12 protein-coding genes and 1 pseudogene are annotated in these 16969 nt (G+C 47.3%); 6 read left to right on the forward strand and 7 right to left on the reverse strand.

What is annotated here, in order from left to right; genetic code table 11:
• From ACHZCY_RS20550 to ACHZCY_RS20560, 3 genes are all read left to right on the forward strand, one after another.
• Positions 1-2302 (forward strand): transglutaminase family protein (locus tag ACHZCY_RS20550; protein ID WP_319550237.1); only part of this gene is annotated, 2302 nt, incomplete at its 5' end.
• A 69-nt stretch (positions 2303-2371) separates the two neighbouring features.
• Positions 2372-4900 carry a circularly permuted type 2 ATP-grasp protein gene (locus tag ACHZCY_RS20555; RefSeq protein ID WP_319550238.1) on the forward strand — a complete coding sequence of 843 codons (2529 nt, stop codon included), beginning with the start codon at positions 2372-2374 and terminating at the stop codon, positions 4898-4900.
• The gene (locus tag ACHZCY_RS20560; RefSeq protein ID WP_205224449.1) at positions 4897-5772 is read left to right on the forward strand and encodes a transglutaminase family protein; all 876 of its coding nucleotides are present in this window, start codon (positions 4897-4899) and stop codon (positions 5770-5772) included. The genes ACHZCY_RS20555 and ACHZCY_RS20560 overlap by 4 nt, the downstream gene beginning before the upstream one ends.
• A gap of 250 nt (positions 5773-6022) precedes the next feature.
• Here the strand turns inward: ACHZCY_RS20560 and ACHZCY_RS20565 are convergent, their stop codons facing one another.
• The 4 genes from ACHZCY_RS20565 to ACHZCY_RS20580 form a co-directional block, all read right to left on the reverse strand.
• Positions 6023-7474 carry a TrkH family potassium uptake protein gene (locus ACHZCY_RS20565; protein ID WP_319550239.1) on the reverse strand — a complete coding sequence of 484 codons (1452 nt, stop codon included), beginning with the start codon at positions 7472-7474 and terminating at the stop codon, positions 6023-6025.
• Positions 7471-8808 (reverse strand): Trk system potassium transporter TrkA, encoded by a 1338-nt coding sequence (gene trkA, locus ACHZCY_RS20570; protein WP_205224447.1) that lies wholly within the window; start codon positions 8806-8808, stop codon positions 7471-7473. The genes ACHZCY_RS20565 and trkA overlap by 4 nt, the downstream gene beginning before the upstream one ends.
• 109 nt (positions 8809-8917) lie before the next feature.
• Complete coding sequence (locus ACHZCY_RS20575; RefSeq protein WP_319550240.1) at positions 8918-9763, reverse strand: cytidylate kinase-like family protein; 846 nt, start codon at positions 9761-9763, stop codon at positions 8918-8920.
• Between the two features lie 83 nt (positions 9764-9846).
• Entirely contained in the window at positions 9847-10167 is a 321-nt protein-coding gene (locus tag ACHZCY_RS20580) for a hypothetical protein (protein WP_319550241.1), read from the reverse strand.
• Between the two features lie 275 nt (positions 10168-10442).
• Between ACHZCY_RS20580 and ACHZCY_RS20585 the strand changes: the two genes are divergently transcribed.
• From ACHZCY_RS20585 to ACHZCY_RS20595, 3 genes are read left to right on the forward strand one after another with little or no spacing between them, the layout of a single operon-like run.
• Positions 10443-11174 (forward strand): ABC transporter ATP-binding protein, encoded by a 732-nt coding sequence (locus tag ACHZCY_RS20585; protein WP_319550242.1) that lies wholly within the window; start codon positions 10443-10445, stop codon positions 11172-11174.
• Between the two features lie 4 nt (positions 11175-11178).
• Positions 11179-13734 carry an FtsX-like permease family protein gene (locus ACHZCY_RS20590; protein ID WP_319550243.1) on the forward strand — a complete coding sequence of 852 codons (2556 nt, stop codon included), beginning with the start codon at positions 11179-11181 and terminating at the stop codon, positions 13732-13734.
• A gap of 50 nt (positions 13735-13784) precedes the next feature.
• A complete protein-coding gene (locus tag ACHZCY_RS20595; protein WP_319550244.1) occupies positions 13785-14960 on the forward strand; it encodes a lipocalin-like domain-containing protein in 1176 nt (391 codons plus the stop codon).
• 160 nt (positions 14961-15120) lie between these two features.
• Here the strand turns inward: ACHZCY_RS20595 and ACHZCY_RS20600 are convergent.
• The 3 genes and pseudogenes from ACHZCY_RS20600 to ACHZCY_RS20610 form a co-directional block, all read right to left on the reverse strand.
• Positions 15121-15393 (reverse strand): annotated as a pseudogene (locus ACHZCY_RS20600) (VOC family protein); the annotation flags it as partial.
• Positions 15394-16017: 624 nt separating this feature from the next.
• On the reverse strand, positions 16018-16197 hold the full coding sequence (locus tag ACHZCY_RS20605) for a hypothetical protein (protein WP_205223528.1): 180 nt from the start codon (positions 16195-16197) through the stop codon (positions 16018-16020).
• Positions 16198-16473: 276 nt separating this feature from the next.
• Positions 16474-16719: a hypothetical protein gene (locus ACHZCY_RS20610; RefSeq protein WP_319550245.1), complete on the reverse strand. Its 246-nt coding sequence runs from the start codon at positions 16717-16719 to the stop codon at positions 16474-16476.
• Between the last annotated feature and the right edge of the window lie 250 nt (positions 16720-16969).

Here is a 16969-nt window from a genome sequence, read left to right on the forward strand (position 1 = left end):
AATCGATGATATGGAAGGAGCGCAGTGGAATACCGAAGCACTGGGGGAGGAAAAGCTGGTACTTTCAGAAATTCTTCTGAAAAAGCTCTGGAAAGAATGGGCTCCGGGAGGCTTTCTGCATTATGGCCAGGGAAAATGGTACCCGGGCGAATCTCTTCCCAGATGGGCGCTGGGCTGTTACTGGCGAAAAGACGGGACACCTATCTGGAAAGATCCCAAATGGCTGGCAGACGTTTCCGTAGATTACGGGTTCGGCATTGCTGAAGCGGAAAAATTCATTAAAAAACTTACGAAAATTCTCGGGGTAAAAAGTGAGTATATCAGGGAAAGTTATGAGGATATCGCCCATTACCTCTTAAAGGAGCAGCAACTTCCTGTTAATGTTACCCCGACTGATCCAAAACTTGACGATCCTGAAGAGCGACGGCGACTGGTGCGTGCTTTTCGGCGCGGATTGGGAGCCGTTGTCGGCTATGTCCTGCCGTTGCAGTATGGATCATGGAAAAGCGGCCCCTGGACGTTTAAAAGTGAGCATATGTATCTCTTGCCTGGGGATTCTCCGGCCGGTTTGCGGTTGCCGCTCGATTCTCTGCCCTGGGTCGCAGATGAAGACCTGGAGCCTGATCATGAGGTCGATCCCATGGCAGAGAAAGAGCCGTTGCCCGATAGGAAGGCGCAGAAGGCCGCCTTGAAACGGGCTGCCAAAAAAACAGCAGGTGATGCTGATCGGTCTCAACCAGGTCCCATCGATGATCCTGAACCAGTGGTCGGAGAATCCGCCGCATGGCTGGTTCGTACGGCGCTTTGCGTACAGCCACGTGAAGGGAAAATCTACCTTTTTATACCACCCATCAACTCTCTGGAAGGCTATTTAGAGTTAATTGCATGTATAGAAAAAGCTGCGAAAATAACAAAACTCCCAGTAGTTATTGAAGGGTATGCTCCGCCTGGCGACCATCGCCTGGAGAGCTTGAAAGTAACCCCGGATCCCGGGGTCATAGAGGTCAACATACAACCGATGCACAGCTGGCGGGAGATGGTGGACTGTACGACCAGGCTGTATGAATTGGCAAGAGAGTCCCGACTCGGCACGGAAAAATTTATGGTGGACGGTCGTTACACCGGCACCGGCGGCGGCAATCATATTGTTATCGGCGGAGCTACCCCGGCAGACAGCCCTTTTTTAAGACGTCCCGACCTGCTCCGTAGTTTTATCACTTTCTGGAATAATCATCCCTCTTTGTCGTACCTTTTTTCAGGTCTCTTCATGGGACCTACCAGTCAGCAGCCTCGTATTGACGAAGCACGGCATGATAGCCTCTATGAACTGGAAATTGCCTTTGCTGAACAGGATCGGCAGACAAGCGGAGAATACCCCTGCCCACCATGGCTCGTAGACAGGCTCTATCGCAATTTGCTTGTAGACGTCTCCGGCAATACCCATCGTGCAGAATTCTGTATCGATAAACTCTATTCTCCGGATAGTGCCGGCGGACGTCTTGGTCTCCTTGAATTTCGAGCTTTCGAAATGCCGCCCCATGCGCGCATGAGCCTCGCTCAACAGTTGCTTCTCCGTATTTTTGTTAGTTGGTTTTGGCAAAAACCGTATAGGGAAAAACTGGTCCGTTGGGGCACTCGTCTTCATGATCGCTTTATGTTGCCCCAACTGGTACGAGATGATTTCACCGACGTCTTGGATATTTTATGTGATGCAGGCTATCCTGTGTCCATGGATTTTTTTCATCCCCATTTCGAGTTTCGCTTCCCCATCTATGGCAGGGTTACCTATCAGGGAATAGAGATCGAGCTACGGCAGGCTCTCGAACCCTGGCATGTGTTAGGCGAGGAAGCCGGCGGCGGAGGAACTGCCCGCTACGTTGACTCGTCAGTGGAAAGGTTGCAGGTAAAGGTCTCCGGAATGACGGGTGAACGATACATTCTTATCTGTAACGGAAGAAGGATTCCGATGAAGCCGACATTGGAGGGAGGCGTTTTTGTAGGAGGGGTTCGTTATCGGGCCTGGCAGCCACCGTCTTGCCTGCATCCGACAATAGGTATCCATGCACCGCTTTCAATAGATCTGTTCGACACCTGGTCGAATCGTGCTGTCGGCGGCTGTACATACCATGTGGGCCATCCAGGCGGTCGCAGTTATGACATATTTCCTGTCAATTCATACGAGGCTGAAGGACGGCGCAATTCACGCTTTATTCCCGGCGGGCATACGCCGGGTGAGCAGATCCCGATTCCCTCGGTAGAAACAAATGACTATCTGCCGTATACACTTGATTTGCGGACTTGAAAGGATTAGATAAGCTGAGGCAAAGTCAAACAAGGCTTTGCCTTAATCCAGGACGTAGCAAGTGATTTTATGACCGACAAAGCTTCTCGCATTTCCTCCGTTTTAACCGACGCGACCTCTTCCCTTTTTGATAGGATTTCTTGTCCGTCAGGTAGCTATTGTGAGCCGTTTTCTTCCGCAGCTACTCTGCGACCCCATTGGCAACTTCTCATACAAGCCTTTGAGGCAAGAGGAAAAGCTATGCTGGAATCAGATCATGAAAGGGGAAAGCGTATGCGCCATGAAGATGGGGCTACCATAAATCCTTTTGATGACCTGACCGAACAGACAACGGCTTGGGCTCTTGATATAATCCCGTTCCCCATTTCTGCGCAGGAATGGAGCGGCATTGAGGGTGGGTTGAAACAGCGTGCCGGTTTGCTGGAAAAAATTCTGGCAGACACCTACGGTCCGCAGGAACTGTTAAAACAAAGAAAAATAGATGCGGAATTCTATTTTTCAAATCCAAATTTTCTCCATTCCTGCCATGGTATCAGGCCTGCCGGCGATCGCTATCTCACCTTCTATGCTGCCGATTTATACAGAGATCCCCAGGGACAATTTAGAGTTCTACGAGATTATGGAGCCAATCCGGCGGGCCTTGGCTATGCGCTGGAAAACAGAATCGTCATATCGCGCCTTTTTTCAGAGCTTTATCACAAAAACCAGATACGTAGACTGGCTCCGTTTTTTCATGCTTACCATCAAGCTTTGATTCAGCGGGCTGCTCTGAGTAAGGATGATCCGGGAATCGTTTTGTTTTCACCGGGCCCGGACAGTGATTTGTATTTCGAACATGCCTTGCTCTCTCGTTACTTAGGATATCCACTGGTAGAAGGGCAGGATTTAACTGTTCGAAATGGTAAGGTTTTTCTTAAGAAAATTGCAGGGCTCGAGCCTGTGGAGGCAATATTTCGGCAGATTGATGACCATAGCAGTGATCCTTTTGCACTAAAACAGAAGGCCATTGGCGGGGTGGCAGGACTTATCCAGGCTTGCCGTGCCCAGAATATTGAGGTGGTTAATCCTGTTGGGAGCGGATTTGTAGATACACCTGCTTTGAAAACCTTGCTTCCTCATCTTTGTCGAGAAATGCTCGGGGAAGATCTCCTTTTGCCAAATCATCCTGGTTGGTGGTGCGGGAATAGCCAAGGATTGAATCATGTGGTCAATAACTTGAGCAAACTACGCATCTGCTCTGCCATGGATCAGAATGGTGTTTGTGAAAAAACGCCGGATATCTTGGAAGCTATTACGTCCTTTCCGGCTAGATATATGGCCTCCAGTCCTATTTTGCCGTCTCAGGCTCCGGCTTGGGGGAGCGGTGGCGTTACCGGTTGTTACAATGTCCTGAGAGTCTTTGTTTGCGCCACCCAAAAGGGATATGCCGTCATGCCGGGTGGATTGGCGATTACGTCTACTGATAAAAAAACGCTGGCGACCGGCCTCCCGAAACAGCAACAGAGTAAGGATATATGGGTACTTTCAGACGAACCGGTGGAACTTTTCACCATGATGGATGGCCTGACCACCATTCCTGCTTTTAAACGATCCAGCGATCTTCCAAACAGGGTTGCTGACAATTTACTCTGGCTGGGCCGTTACCTTGAGCGTGCCGAGGGAATGATACGTCTTTTACGGGCAATCTACCAGCGTCTTTCCGGGGAGGATCGGCCGGAGGATATCCCGGAGTTGCAATTTCTACTGACCATCTTGCAGGCAAAGCAGGTTATTTCGCTGCCTACTGTGACTGATGGCAGCAAAAAAATATCATTCACCGGGCTGTTCCAGCAACTGCGCAACGCGCTCTACCGGAAAGAGAGTACCGAGAGCGTTATCAATCTCCTCCAGCGGGTACAGCAGACGACTCGAAATGTCCGTGACCGGCTTTCTGTGGATACCACCCGGGTCATTAACCGATTAGAAGATTTCAAGGATTCCCCTGAACATGACCCCCTGGAAACCTTAGACCAGACATTGTTCACTTTGAGTGCTTTTAGCGGCCTGGCCATGGAAAGTATGACCCGGGGTATGGGGTGGGCGTTCATGGATATGGGGCGCCGGGTGGAGCGGGCGATGAATCAGGCGGCATTGATCCGCGTCAGTCTTCCTCTGGTTTGCGCTAATTCCCGTAATACACTTCAGGCATTGCTTGAGGTTTCCGAAAGTCTCATGACATATAGGGGGCGTTATCGCTCCTCCTTTCAATTGGCTCCTGTACTCGATCTCTTACTGTCCGATGAGTCCAACCCCAAGTCAGTTGCTTTTCAATTCAGTCAACTTGCCACGCATGTGGAAACTTTACCGCGACAGGATGAAAGGAGATTTTCCAGCAAAGAAGAACGTATAGCCCTGGAAATGCTTACAGAGGTCCGCCTACTCGACTTGACAGGGATACGCTGTGGAGAGAATAATCCGTCGATGCAATATTTGAGCGTCTTTTTAACAAAGATGGAATCGCAACTGAAAGAATTTGCCCAGGAAGTAACCATACATTATTTAACTCGAGTGCCGGCAACTCCTCATTATTCTATCCTTTCAAGTGATCGCTCAGTATGAAATACCGCGTTACCCATAATACCGGTTATAAATATTCGGCCCCGGCCTCTCTTTCACAAAATGAACTGTTTTTATTTCCCCGTAAAACAGCAACGCAAGAAGTGCTTGAGAGTAGTTTACAGATAGACCCTGTACCACAGTATCTTCACAGCAGGACCGATTATTTCGGAAATAGTGCGCATGTTTTTATGGTTCACCACCCTCACTGTGAACTTACTGTTTCAGCAACAAGCCTTGTAGAGACCGGAAAGCCGTACGTACCCGAGCCTAATAGTACCCAACCGTGGGAAGCTGTGGTTCAGCGACTTATTGATCATAAAGAGTATGATGAACTCGAGGCGTATCAGTTTACGTTTGAAAGTCCACTGATAACCCTAGGTCATTCCTCTTTAGTATATATTACTTCGTCATTTCCACCTGGTATGCCGGTACTTGCCGGTGCAAGTGATTTGGTTCGCAGAATATACACGGAATTTTCATACGATAAGACAGCAAGCAACGTTGAAACAACTGTTGAACAGGCGTTGGCAAGTCGAAAAGGTGTTTGTCAGGATTTTGCCCACGTTGCAATCAGTTGCTTGCGGACGCTCGGGCTCGCGGCAAGATACGTTAGCGGTTATCTGGAAACAATTCCGCCGCCGGGTAAACCAAAATTGGTTGGGGCAGATGCCTCCCATGCCTGGATTTCACTGTTTGTTCCAGACCATGGGTGGGTTGATCTTGACCCCACAAATAATCTGTTTGCAAACGAAACCTATGTCACCGTCGCATGGGGTCGAGACTACGGTGATGTCGCACCTGTAAAGGGGGTTGTCATGGGGGGAGGTGTGCATAAGCTGTCTGTAATGGTGGATGTGGCAAGGCAGAATTGATCTTCCTGGTTCCTCTTTTTTTCAGGGAGGGCCCACGAAAAAGGGGATTTCTGTGAGATATACATACCTATTCGATATCCTCAGTTGCTTATGGTGACCTTCCTCTGGTAGATCCGTAAAAAAAAATAGGTTGTAAGAGTGGTTTTGTGCAGAGCTTTTAGGTTTTTCCCTGTTTTTCCTTCGCACCTTTCTGAGTGCACATTTCTCTATGTTTTATAGTCGTATAGCCGAGGTCATGTAATGCACGGGGTTATTCTTTCCAGAAGTCCGGGTGGAGCATAACCAGAAAAGGAATAAGCTCAAGTCTTCCGGCAACCATATTCACAATAAAAATGATTTTACTTGGTATTGCCAGGCTGCCAAAAGTCCCCATTGGGCCAATCTCACCAAAACCCGGGCCAATATTGCCTATGGTCGCAGCTGCTCCGACAAAACCAATGGCAAGGTTCCCTTCTATCATTGTGACCATAATCGCGGAAATAGCGAGCAGGAGAATATAAAAAAGAAGAAAACTCAGCATTTGATGCTGAATGGTATTGGGTACTGATTTTTTATCTATTTTAATAGGGATAATCGCCTTTGGGTGCAGAGCCTGGACGATTTCTCGCCAGAGGTATTTTCCCATAAAAAGGATGCGGACTATTTTTATTCCGCCGCCGGCAGATCCCGCACATCCACCGGCAAACATGACTATTAACAGGAGTGCCTGGGCTGGAACTAGCCATAGGGCAAAATCAGCCGACGAAAAGCCGGTGGTGGTAATGATCGAGATGATCTGAAAAACACTGTCCCTGATGCTATCGGCAACCGGTATGTGCTGGGCAAAGAATAAAATGCCTGTAAGGGATATGGAAAGTAGCAGAATAATGGTGGCGTAAAGTCGGAACTCCTCACTTTTGAACAGCGATTGCGGCTTCAGCTGGACAATGAATCGATATTGGAGGGCAAAGTTGCTGCCGGCAAGGAACATGAAGGCGGAGATAATCCACGTTGCAGTACTGTTCTCGTAACCCATAATCGAAAGTGGATGGGGGGAGAATCCACCTGCTGCCATGGTGGTCAATCCGTTGCAGACAGCATCAAAGATCGGCATACCCGTAAAGTCGAGCAACGCGATCTCGAACATGGTTAAAAAAACATACACCAACCAGAGAGCCTTGGCTGTATGGGCAATGCGCGGGGTTATTTTTTCTTCGGTTGGCCCCGGTGCCTCAGCAAAAAATATTTGCCTTCCGGCAACTGCAAACTGAGGCAGGATCGCCACAAACAAGACAATTATCCCCATCCCGCCAAGCCATTGAGTCAGACTTCGCCAGAAGAAGAACGCCTTGGGGTAGAGTGAAAAATCTTGAAGGATGGTTGCGCCGGTGGTTGTTATTCCGGAAATCGATTCAAAGTAGGCGTCAAGCGGGTTTAACCCATAAAAAAGATAGGGAATGGCAGCGACTGCTGCGGTACTTAACCAGGTCAGGGTAACCAGAAACAACACTTCCGAACGTTTGATCCGGTCAAGATCCCGGCGGTTATTACTTTTCCTTTGGCCAAAAAGACCAAGCGCGATGCTGACCAAAGAAGCTACACAAAAAGGCAGAATAGAAGGGTAGTCGTGATCAAGCAGTGCTACTATCACCGGCACCAGTGTTATCACCCCAAAACCAATGAGGATAAGCCCAAGTGCAGGGGAAAATGTACTCGTTTTCATCTGGAAAATATGTTCTGGATTGGTTCTGTATTTTCAGGAACAGTGAAAATCTTTAATCGGTCATGGGCCTGCACCACAGTGCTGCCATTGGGAATGATAATGCCTTTACCCCGTTTAATAACTCCGATGATAGCCCCTGTAGGCAGGCCGATATCCATTATTTTTGTATCAGGAAAGGTTTCAGCTACCTTTATACGAAGGACTTCTCCCTTGCCACCACCGACCATGGCCAGAATATTAACGTCCTTGGCCTGCATATGATTGAGCAGTTCTTTCATGGCTGACTCACGCGGAGAGACCACCACATCAATCCCGACTCGTTCAAAGAGTTGTGCTTTACGGCTATTGCTGACCCTGGTGACCACCCGCTGCGCACCCAGCTGTTTGACCAGCAGTGAGCAGAGCAGGTTTTTTTCATCATTATTGGTAACACAGACCACCACATCCATGGCGCCGACGGATTCTTCTTCGAGCAGTTCCAGGTCGGTACCGTCTCCGTGGAGGACCAGGCTGCCTTTCAGGTTGTCGGCAAGAAAGATACAACGCTGTTGATCCTGCTCTATTATTTTCACCCGAATGCCGGCTTGCTCCATCTGCTGGGCGAGAAAAAAACCGACATTACCCCCGCCAATCACCGCAGCTGTAGCTATTTTGTTTTTGATTTGAAAAAGATCAGCGGCCAGCATGTCAAGTGCTCGCCCGGTTCCCATAAAAATAACTTTGTCATCGAGTTGTATCTTGGTGGTGCCTTTGGGGATAAACAAGACCTCATCACGAGTGATACCGACAATAAGGATATCTTTGGGAAAGACATTGTCGAGAATTCTGGTGTCACAAAGGGGGGAATCCTTTTTGATTCGATATTCAAATAATTTGGCCCGGCCATTGATAAAATATTCCACATCGATGGCTTCCGGTACCAGAATTATACGAAAAATATCTTCGGTCAGTAATTTCTCAGGCCAGATGACCGTATCTATGTCATATTTGGTTTGGTAACTGTACTGATCCGGTGAGATGAGATTGTGATGAATCTCACCTTTACTGACAAAGCAGACTGTTTCTATGGACGTGATTTTTTTTATTGTCCAGCAGGCAACTATATTGGCTTCATCAATAGTTGAGCAGGCAATAAAAAGATCGGCCTTGGGCTGGTTCGCTTTTTCCAGAGTAGCGATATCAGAGCCGTTCCCAGCTATGTGTCTGATGTCGAGGCTGCGAAATTTTTCCGGAAGATGAGGGCTTTCATCGATAACTGTTATATCGTGATCCAGAGAGAGCTGGGCTGCAATCATGTAGCCGACTTCTGTTGCTCCACAGATGAGAATTCGCACAATCAGGTCCTCGTAAAAAAAATGTGGATGAGAGCTCTCTGTTTTTTGCAGCAAAAGTCGGGGCTGGTGAGTATTTCCAGCCCCATGCAATTAGTTGAAAAGAGGAAGTCTACTGTACATCCACATTGTAAAAAGTATTAATATGGCCTTTAAATGGATGAAGGGGCTCTTTGTACAAAACATCTTCAATGTGATACAGCTCCTTCATTTGTGAAGAAAAATCCTTGCGAGCGATTTTATCCGTTTTCAGCGGACCGTCTGTATCGGTAAGCTCAATACTGTTGTTGTTGACAAATCGTACCTTTGCCGAGGAAGATGTTTGATACACTTCGGCCAGGATATTAGCACAAAGCATCCTCTGCTTCAACTCAGCCAGCGATGCTTCTGTTGCCTGGAACTGTTTCTTCTGCGCTGTTTGGGCTAGAAGCTCGACCGCATCATCTACCGTGAGGGAGTCCACGCAAAGCATGATGTCGTACAAGCGTGAGTCCCAGGTGTCTTTTCCATAGAGATGCAAGCTCCACTTGCGTCGTTCTTTATCATCTAACTGCAGTTTCTTCAGTGCATCGTGTGCCGAGCACTTCTCACGTGTTGTCTCCTCTTTGACCCTGTCTTCCATGTCGGCAATAATTCGGACCTTGAGCACGTGCGAGATGTTTTGCAGAAAAAAGTGGCCAGCCAGCCCGTGATACACGATATTGCCCTGGGCCATATGGGAAAGAAAGGTGGAACGGAAAAAATGAACCAACCGTTCCTGATCATGGTTGAACCACTCAAAGGCTGTTGGAGCGTCATGCATCGCTCGTAACAGTTTCTTTTCCGGAATTTTGAATTGGTCCGAGGTCTCGACCATAATTTCTCTTGAGAGACAGTCGTAGTGCAGTTTATCTGCCAGTGCCTCGGCAACTTCTTTGCCGTGACTGTATGATCCTCTCGAAATGGTAATAATAGACATTCCTGCCTCCTTTAGCATTGCCGTACGGCAACAGCCATTTAATGAATAAAAAGCCAAATAGCTAGAAAAGGAGAAAAGAAAACTCAAGCGATAGACAAAAAGTCTATAAAGAGTAAAGAAAAGAGATACTCATTTTCTTTAGTAACGAATTTGGCCTCCTTGTACACCCGCCTTATCCTTTTTTCAATCACTTTTTTTTGGGTGTTGGTGAGCTTTGAGTTGTTTCGTGAGAGATACCACAGTGTTGCTGTGGCTACACGTTTTATTGCAGCAAAGGTAACAGGCTCAGGTGGTGTGATGGCATGTCTGATGCCATTGGTAATGAAAGGACTGCGGGCCACAGGTAAAGGGTTGCGGCACGGTTTTGTTATCGCCCTCTTGTCCTGGCCCAAGCCATTAGCCATTGCATATCCTAGCGCAATTAATGGGGCGTGGCAGTACAACGACCACTGAAATCTACCTTCAGGCTGTAAATGAAGAGAAGACGTATTCTCAATGCTTGGGAAGACGGCAATTAATATCAAAATCGCAACAATAGCAGCATAATTTCTTTCCTGTCGTATATTATTTTCATGAAAGTTGAATCTGACATAAACAAAAGTGAGTCTAACCGCTGAGATCTGGCTAAATTACACTCATTTAAGATAGCCTCAAATCGAAGAAACATCACAACCAGCCCATGCCAAAAATAGATCCTGTCAATGACATGCAGATGAGTAAAGCGCCTTCCCTTTTACGGCTGCAAAACGTATCCAAATCCTTTCAGGAAGGTAGCCGGGAACGAATTATCCTGGATTCTGTCAGCCTTACTGTCAAACCAGGTGAGATAGTTGTGCTTCTTGGCAAGAGCGGGACGGGCAAAACAACCCTGCTTAACTGCATTGGCGGCATTGATCTTCCTTCCGATGGTCAGGTTTTTATTCAAGAGACGAATGTGACACTTCTTTCAGAACAGGAGCGCACGCTGTTTCGTCGAAACCATATAGGTTTTGTTTTTCAGTTTTTCAACCTGTTGCCCACGCTTTCTGTTGAAGAAAATGTTCTGCTGCCTCTGGAATTGAAAAAGGGCAGGCTGACTCGTGAAGATCATGGCCTGGCTACGGAATTATTGGACAGCGTTGGCTTAGGGGATCGATTGAAAAGTTTTCCAGACCGACTCTCCGGAGGAGAGCAGCAACGCATTGCCATTGCCAGAGCGCTTATTCATGACCCTTTTCTGCTGCTTGCCGATGAACCCACCGGAAATCTTGATTTTGACACAGGTTTGCAGATTCTTGATCTTCTCGAACAACTCTCACGGTGCAACGGAAAAACACTGGTTATGGCCACCCATAGCCGGGAAGCAATTGGCTTTGCAGATCGCATCCTCACCGTGAAAGGAAACCAATTGATAGAAAATTCCGGAAGGTAGAACTATGGGACCAATCCTATGGAAATCTTTTTTTCGTTCCCTGTTCCATCACCCCTGGCAACTTGTTTTTTCATTAATCGGTGTCGCACTGGGAGTTGGTTTAGTTGTTTCCATTGACCTGGCCAACGACAGTGCCAAGCTCTCTTTTAAACTCTCCACAGAAAGTGCAGTGGGGCGTACCACCCATCACATAACAGGATCCGATGGTACTGTCTCGGCAGATCTTTACCGGCAATTGCGAATTGAGAAAGGAATCCGCCCGTCTGCCCCAATTGTCGAAGGGTACGCCAGTGCTGTAAATTTTCCAGGATATTCTTTTCGTATCCTGGGAATTGATCTTGTGGTTGACAGGCCTTTTAGGGCTCACCTTACCGGCATGGAGAATCTACCACTCCTTGATTTGACGGCTTTGATAAGCGACCCCGGCACCATTATTCTCTCTGAAGATATGGCCACTTCTCTGGGGCTGGCTGTTGGAAACAGTCTCCTGCTCAGGGTGGGAAGTATTACGCATAAAACAGAAATAGTCGGCTTATTGAAGCCGCAAGATCGCCTGACCAAACTGGCCCTGGCAAATTTTTGTATCACGGACATAGCCACAGCCCAGGAAATTTTCCATACAGAAGATCGTCTGCATCGGATTGATCTGATTATTGCAGACGATAAAAAGGGCACAGCACAGCTTCAGGCCATAGAAGAATTTCTTCCACAAGGTACTGAGATAATCCGTTCCAGCACCAGGGCAGAGCATATTGAGACAATGATGCGTGCATTTCAGCTCAACCTCACTGCCTTGAGTCTTTTTGCCCTGATTGTCGGCATGTTTATTATTTACAATGCCATCACTTTTTCAGTGGTTCGACGCCGACAGCTGATAGGCACTCTTCGTTGTCTAGGGGTGACCAGGTCGCAGATATTCACTCTGATCCTCACTGAGTCTATGATTGTTGGCATCATTGGGACACTTCTCGGTCTTCTTATCGGCATCCTACTAGGCAAAAACCTGGTGCATCTTGTCAGTCGAGCCATTAATGACCTGTATTTCGTCCTCTCAGTCAACAGCCTGGAGATTTCTTTTTATTCCATCTTCAAAGGGATGGGGTTGGGGCTCTGTGCCACACTCATTGCATCCCTGGGGCCGGCCCTTGAAGCAACAGCTGCATCGCCGCGCACAATCGTGACCCGATCGACAATCGAGTCACGCGTCCAGAAAATGAGTCCCAAGCTTGCACTCTCCGGTATTGGCATGGGTGTGCTGGGTGTGGTGCTGCTTTCCGTGTCGGGTAAAAATATTATACTCAGTTATTTGGGCCTGTTTATCATTATGCTTGGCTGCATCATGGTGACACCGCGGCTGATTACCTCTATCATGGGGGCTTTGCAGCCAATCGCTCTGAGAGTAGCCGGTATCCTCGGCAGTTACGCTGCGCGCAGTATCAGCACTAATTTGAGTCGAACATCAATAGCCATTGCAGCGTTGATGATTGCCCTGGCATCCACAATTGGCGTTGGCGTGATGATCGGAAGCTTCCGGACCTCGGTCATCCATTGGCTTGATACTCTACTCAAGGCTGATTTTTACGTCTCTGCGCCACGGCTGGTTGCAACAAGAGGGAGTGCGAGTCTTGATGAGGAGCTGGTAACAAGGATCAGGGCAATAGAGGGCATTTCTCATGTGGGGTCATACCAGTGGTTTGATATTGTGGGCCAGCAAGGACGCACCCCGATTGGAGTTATGGAAGTAGTTGCACCCAGCCGCAAGAATTATATCTTCAAACAGGGAAATCCAGAAACCATTTGGGATACTTTCCAACAGGGGAAAGGAGTGTTGCTGTCAGAACCATATGCCTTCAGGCATAACCTGAATGCCGGAAACAATATCTCTCTGCGTACAGAGTCGGGCATGAAGGACTTTCCGGTACTCGGTGTGTTTGTCAGTTACAACTCGGACCAGGGTGTGGTGATGATAAGTCGTACTTTATTTAAAAAGTTCTGGCATGGCAAGGGGGTATCTGCCCTCTGGCTTTACGCTGAAGAAGGAGCGGACAGTGGTGCCATAGAACAGAAAGTGAGAAATCTGATACCTCCAGGGCAGACCGTTGAGATTCGTTCGAATAAACTACTCCGCCTGGAAACCCTGCGGATATTTGATAGAACCTTTGCCATCACCGCGGTGATGCGCTTGCTTGCCATGATTGTGGCCTTTATCGGCGTAATTACTGCCTTGATGGCTCTCCAACTTGAACGGCAACGTGAATTTGGTATCCTTCGGGCCACCGGTTTCACTCCTTATCAAGTTTCAGGCCTTATCCTGGTCCAGACAGGACTCATGGGGGTCGTTGCAGGCCTGCTTGCCATACCGGTTGGACTGATCACTGCCCTGGTTATGGTTTTTGTTATCAACCGGCGTTCCTTCGGCTGGACGTTGCAGTTGGATGCCAGTCCGGAAATTTTTCTGCATGCTGTCTTGCTGGCAATTCTGGCAGCGATACTTGCCGGTGTTGTACCTGCAATAAAGATAGCTCTCAGCCCTGTATCTGCCGCCCTCCGCGATGAGTAGAGTGTATTATGCTAAAATTAGTTTATCCACAGAGGATTTTTAAATAGGCGATGTTTAAATTACGACTCATTGTCATTGCGGTGATTGTAACTATTGTCCTTGGGGCTCTGGTCTGGCCTTTTTTCCAAGATAAAGGATATGATCTCGAAGCCAAACTACCACTGACAGACGCCCTGAATACAGATGATACAGAGGGATTTGCCAGAGCCATGCAGGCTCGGCCTTTATCATTTCCAGAGGATCATGGACCCCACCAAAAGTATAGAATTGAATGGTGGTATTTCACCGGCAACCTCAAATCCGATGCCAATAACCATTATGGGTATCAACTGACCTTTTTTCGGCTTGGCCTGCGCGCACAACCTGCCCACCGAACGACCAATTGGGGAACAAACACATTGTACATGGCACACTTTGCCGTGACGGATGTTAAAGAGAAAAAATTCCATTACTTTGAGAGATTCAGCAGGGAAGCAATCGGCTTGGCCGGCTCAACGAGCAGGCCATTTCGGGTATGGCTGGAGGATTGGTATGTGCATGGTCAGGGAGAGGATGGAACACCCATGCGCCTCCATGCCAAAACAGATGGATTCCACCTCGACCTGGAATGCAGCAGCGCTAAACCGATCATACTGCATGGAGACCGAGGGTTCAGCCGGAAGGGGAGTGAACCGGGAAACGCCTCCTACTATTACTCCTTGACCCGACTGCAGGCACAAGGAAGTTTGAAAATTGACGGAAAAACCTTCCAGGTAAGCGGCACAAGCTGGATGGACAGGGAATGGAGTACCAGCGCTTTGGAAAAGGAACAGCAAGGCTGGGACTGGTTTTCTTTGCAACTCTCTGATAATCGGGAAATAATGTTCTTTCAATTACGCAGGAAAGACGGCAGCATTGATCCTCACAGTTCAGGCACTATGATTACCCCAACAGGTGAGAGCCGGCCCCTTTCCCTGGCCGATGTCAAGATTGAAGTTCTGGATCATTGGCCAAGCCCTTTGGATGGTTCCTTATATCCATCAAGCTGGCGTTTAACCATCCCAGGGGAAGATATGGAGCTTGAAATTGCACCTTTTTTAAACAATCAGGAACTGGATACCGCTGCAATCCGCTACTGGGAGGGAGCGGTGAGGGTAACTGGCCGTTCTGGTGATGCTTCTGTGAACGGGGTAGGCTATGCTGAGTTAACCGGGTATGGTGGCGACCAACCGGTTAATCTCAACTAATTTTTGCTAAAGAAAACCACGGATGACATATGTAAACGTCCGGGAAATTGGAAAAAGGATTGGGCTGGCCGTCTTGAACGCGCCACCCATATTTTAAATGTTCTTCTATGGTCTATGGAGGAGAGACGCACCCTGCAAAATGCAGGGTGCGTTGGTCTATTTATAACTTATCCTGATATGCTCCAGCTGAATAGGTCAGCTCATAACTATGTGAGTATAATTCAAGTATATTTCCGAAAGGATTCTAGCAATATACCATCCGGTATGGTTTTTCTCCGGGGTAATACTCTCTTATCGGCATCCTCTGCTTTCCACCATTTTCGACAATTTTGGCAGCAAGCCTTTCAATATCAGGATCTTGAACAGCAAAGTGGAACACCCCGTTCTTCCAGAATTCGAAGTTGTCATCGCGGAGTTCAGCATTTTTAAATTCAACCTAAATTCTGCACGTCGAATGTTAGAAAAAATAAATTCTACTTTAAAAAACAACATATTGAGCAGACAATTGATTTGAAGTTCTATTCACTGTTTGAGCGAACCTGTTTTTTCTCACCTTCAACGCCCTTCGGGATCGGCAATTTCACCAAATCTGCTACGTTACCGAAGGCTTGAAGTATTTTTATACGTCTGCGCCTCCGGTGCCTCACATCTTCGGCAGGTAGCGTAGACTCCGAAGCAGGTAAGGTAAACTCCGATAGTAAGCTACCGCAAATGGCCTGCAACAAAGAGTCTGCGGAAAAATCCGCTGACCCGGAGGGTGGGTTTTTTGATTATCGACGAAAAAACAGTCTGTTTTTTTTAGCGCTACCGTATTTTCCTTAAATATCAGAAACTTAAGTTGAAAATCAAAAAACTCATGAGAAATTCGGGTTGATCCTGCCTTGGGAGCAAGCATGGCAAAATGTTTTTTTGTTAAAATCTGTTAATCGCTGAATGGATGCTCAGCAGCCGAGATTTTCCAAACTGGAAGCATCCCCCTCTCCACAGCTATAAACAAAAACGCCCTCAGTAAAAAAATACCAGAGGGCGCGGGAGCGAGAATTATAGGGAAACCATGTTACCAGCTGTCACCTAAAACAAGGTTGAGATTCATACAACTATCTTGTTCATGTTTAGAGAGATCTTCTTTATTTTTTACCTTACGATCTTGATCAATGTAGCAGGAGTATTGTGCCCTATTTTTATCACTTACCCATACCATCTTACTAAATTGTTGAGAGATAATTTGACCTTGCATACTTTCCTCCATCTATATTCAATATTAGATTTAATATTGTGTGTTATTGATACCTTCTAAGTACAGCCATTAAGCGGCGAGAAATTTATCTTTATTTCTACTCTGCTGCTCCATCGCTTCATTAACTTACAAAGTAAGGCTGTTGATATATAATTCAACAAGAGATGAATAGTAAAAAAATAACAGTAAAAACTACTATGAGTTATATGGCAGGGAGGTAGTACGATAACAGCAGTGGAGATTTGGTGGCAACGTGGTGGCGTTTTTCATGCAGTTTTACCAAAAGATACGGGTGAAAGACGCAACTGATGAAGCGCTTATTTCCACACAGATCTTCTCAGCATTCAGACTAGGTACAGGCTGTGGTAGGATTACTCGTGGGGTATCCCCGAAATAACTCACAGCCCTGGAGCTATAGAAACGTCCACTCACGGTGACAAGAAAATGATTACCGACTCCGCGTTCAGGATTTTGCTTGACCACTACAAAAAATAAATCTGTCCCCTTTTCATTGGGCGGCATGTCGGCCTTTCTGCCGCGTAGCGGCTTCGTCCAACAAAATAATCAACCGGACGGAAAATACGTCTGTGCTAAATAGAAAAGCAAAATCTATTATTGCGGTGGTTGGCAAGCAGTTCGTCGTCGCCGGTTATCATGAACCGTTACAGGTGCTTCATGTCTGCACTGGCTCGTTTTTTCGCAAGTAAACGAAAACTACGGTAGCCTATCGATGCGGGAGATCATGAGCGTCCAAAAAGGTAAGCGACCAACG

This window comes from Desulfogranum marinum (assembly GCF_963675105.2).
Classification (GTDB): domain Bacteria; phylum Desulfobacterota; class Desulfobulbia; order Desulfobulbales; family Desulfobulbaceae; genus Desulfogranum; species Desulfogranum marinum.

What these genes read in the sequence shown, in the direction of transcription:
- ACHZCY_RS20555 (WP_319550238.1), top strand. Translation starts at nt 2,372, where the DNA reads ATGACCGACAAAGCTTCTCGCATTTCCTCCGTTTTAACCGACGCGACC.
- ACHZCY_RS20560 (WP_205224449.1), top strand. Translation starts at nt 4,897, where the DNA reads ATGAAATACCGCGTTACCCATAATACCGGTTATAAATATTCGGCCCCG.
- ACHZCY_RS20565 (WP_319550239.1), bottom strand. Translation starts at nt 7,474, where the DNA reads ATGAAAACGAGTACATTTTCCCCTGCACTTGGGCTTATCCTCATTGGT.
- ACHZCY_RS20575 (WP_319550240.1), bottom strand. Translation starts at nt 9,763, where the DNA reads ATGTCTATTATTACCATTTCGAGAGGATCATACAGTCACGGCAAAGAA.
- ACHZCY_RS20580 (WP_319550241.1), bottom strand. Translation starts at nt 10,167, where the DNA reads ATGGCTAATGGCTTGGGCCAGGACAAGAGGGCGATAACAAAACCGTGC.
- ACHZCY_RS20585 (WP_319550242.1), top strand. Translation starts at nt 10,443, where the DNA reads ATGCCAAAAATAGATCCTGTCAATGACATGCAGATGAGTAAAGCGCCT.
- ACHZCY_RS20590 (WP_319550243.1), top strand. Translation starts at nt 11,179, where the DNA reads ATGGGACCAATCCTATGGAAATCTTTTTTTCGTTCCCTGTTCCATCAC.
- ACHZCY_RS20595 (WP_319550244.1), top strand. Translation starts at nt 13,785, where the DNA reads ATGTTTAAATTACGACTCATTGTCATTGCGGTGATTGTAACTATTGTC.
- ACHZCY_RS20605 (WP_205223528.1), bottom strand. Translation starts at nt 16,197, where the DNA reads ATGCAAGGTCAAATTATCTCTCAACAATTTAGTAAGATGGTATGGGTA.
- ACHZCY_RS20610 (WP_319550245.1), bottom strand. Translation starts at nt 16,719, where the DNA reads ATGCCGCCCAATGAAAAGGGGACAGATTTATTTTTTGTAGTGGTCAAG.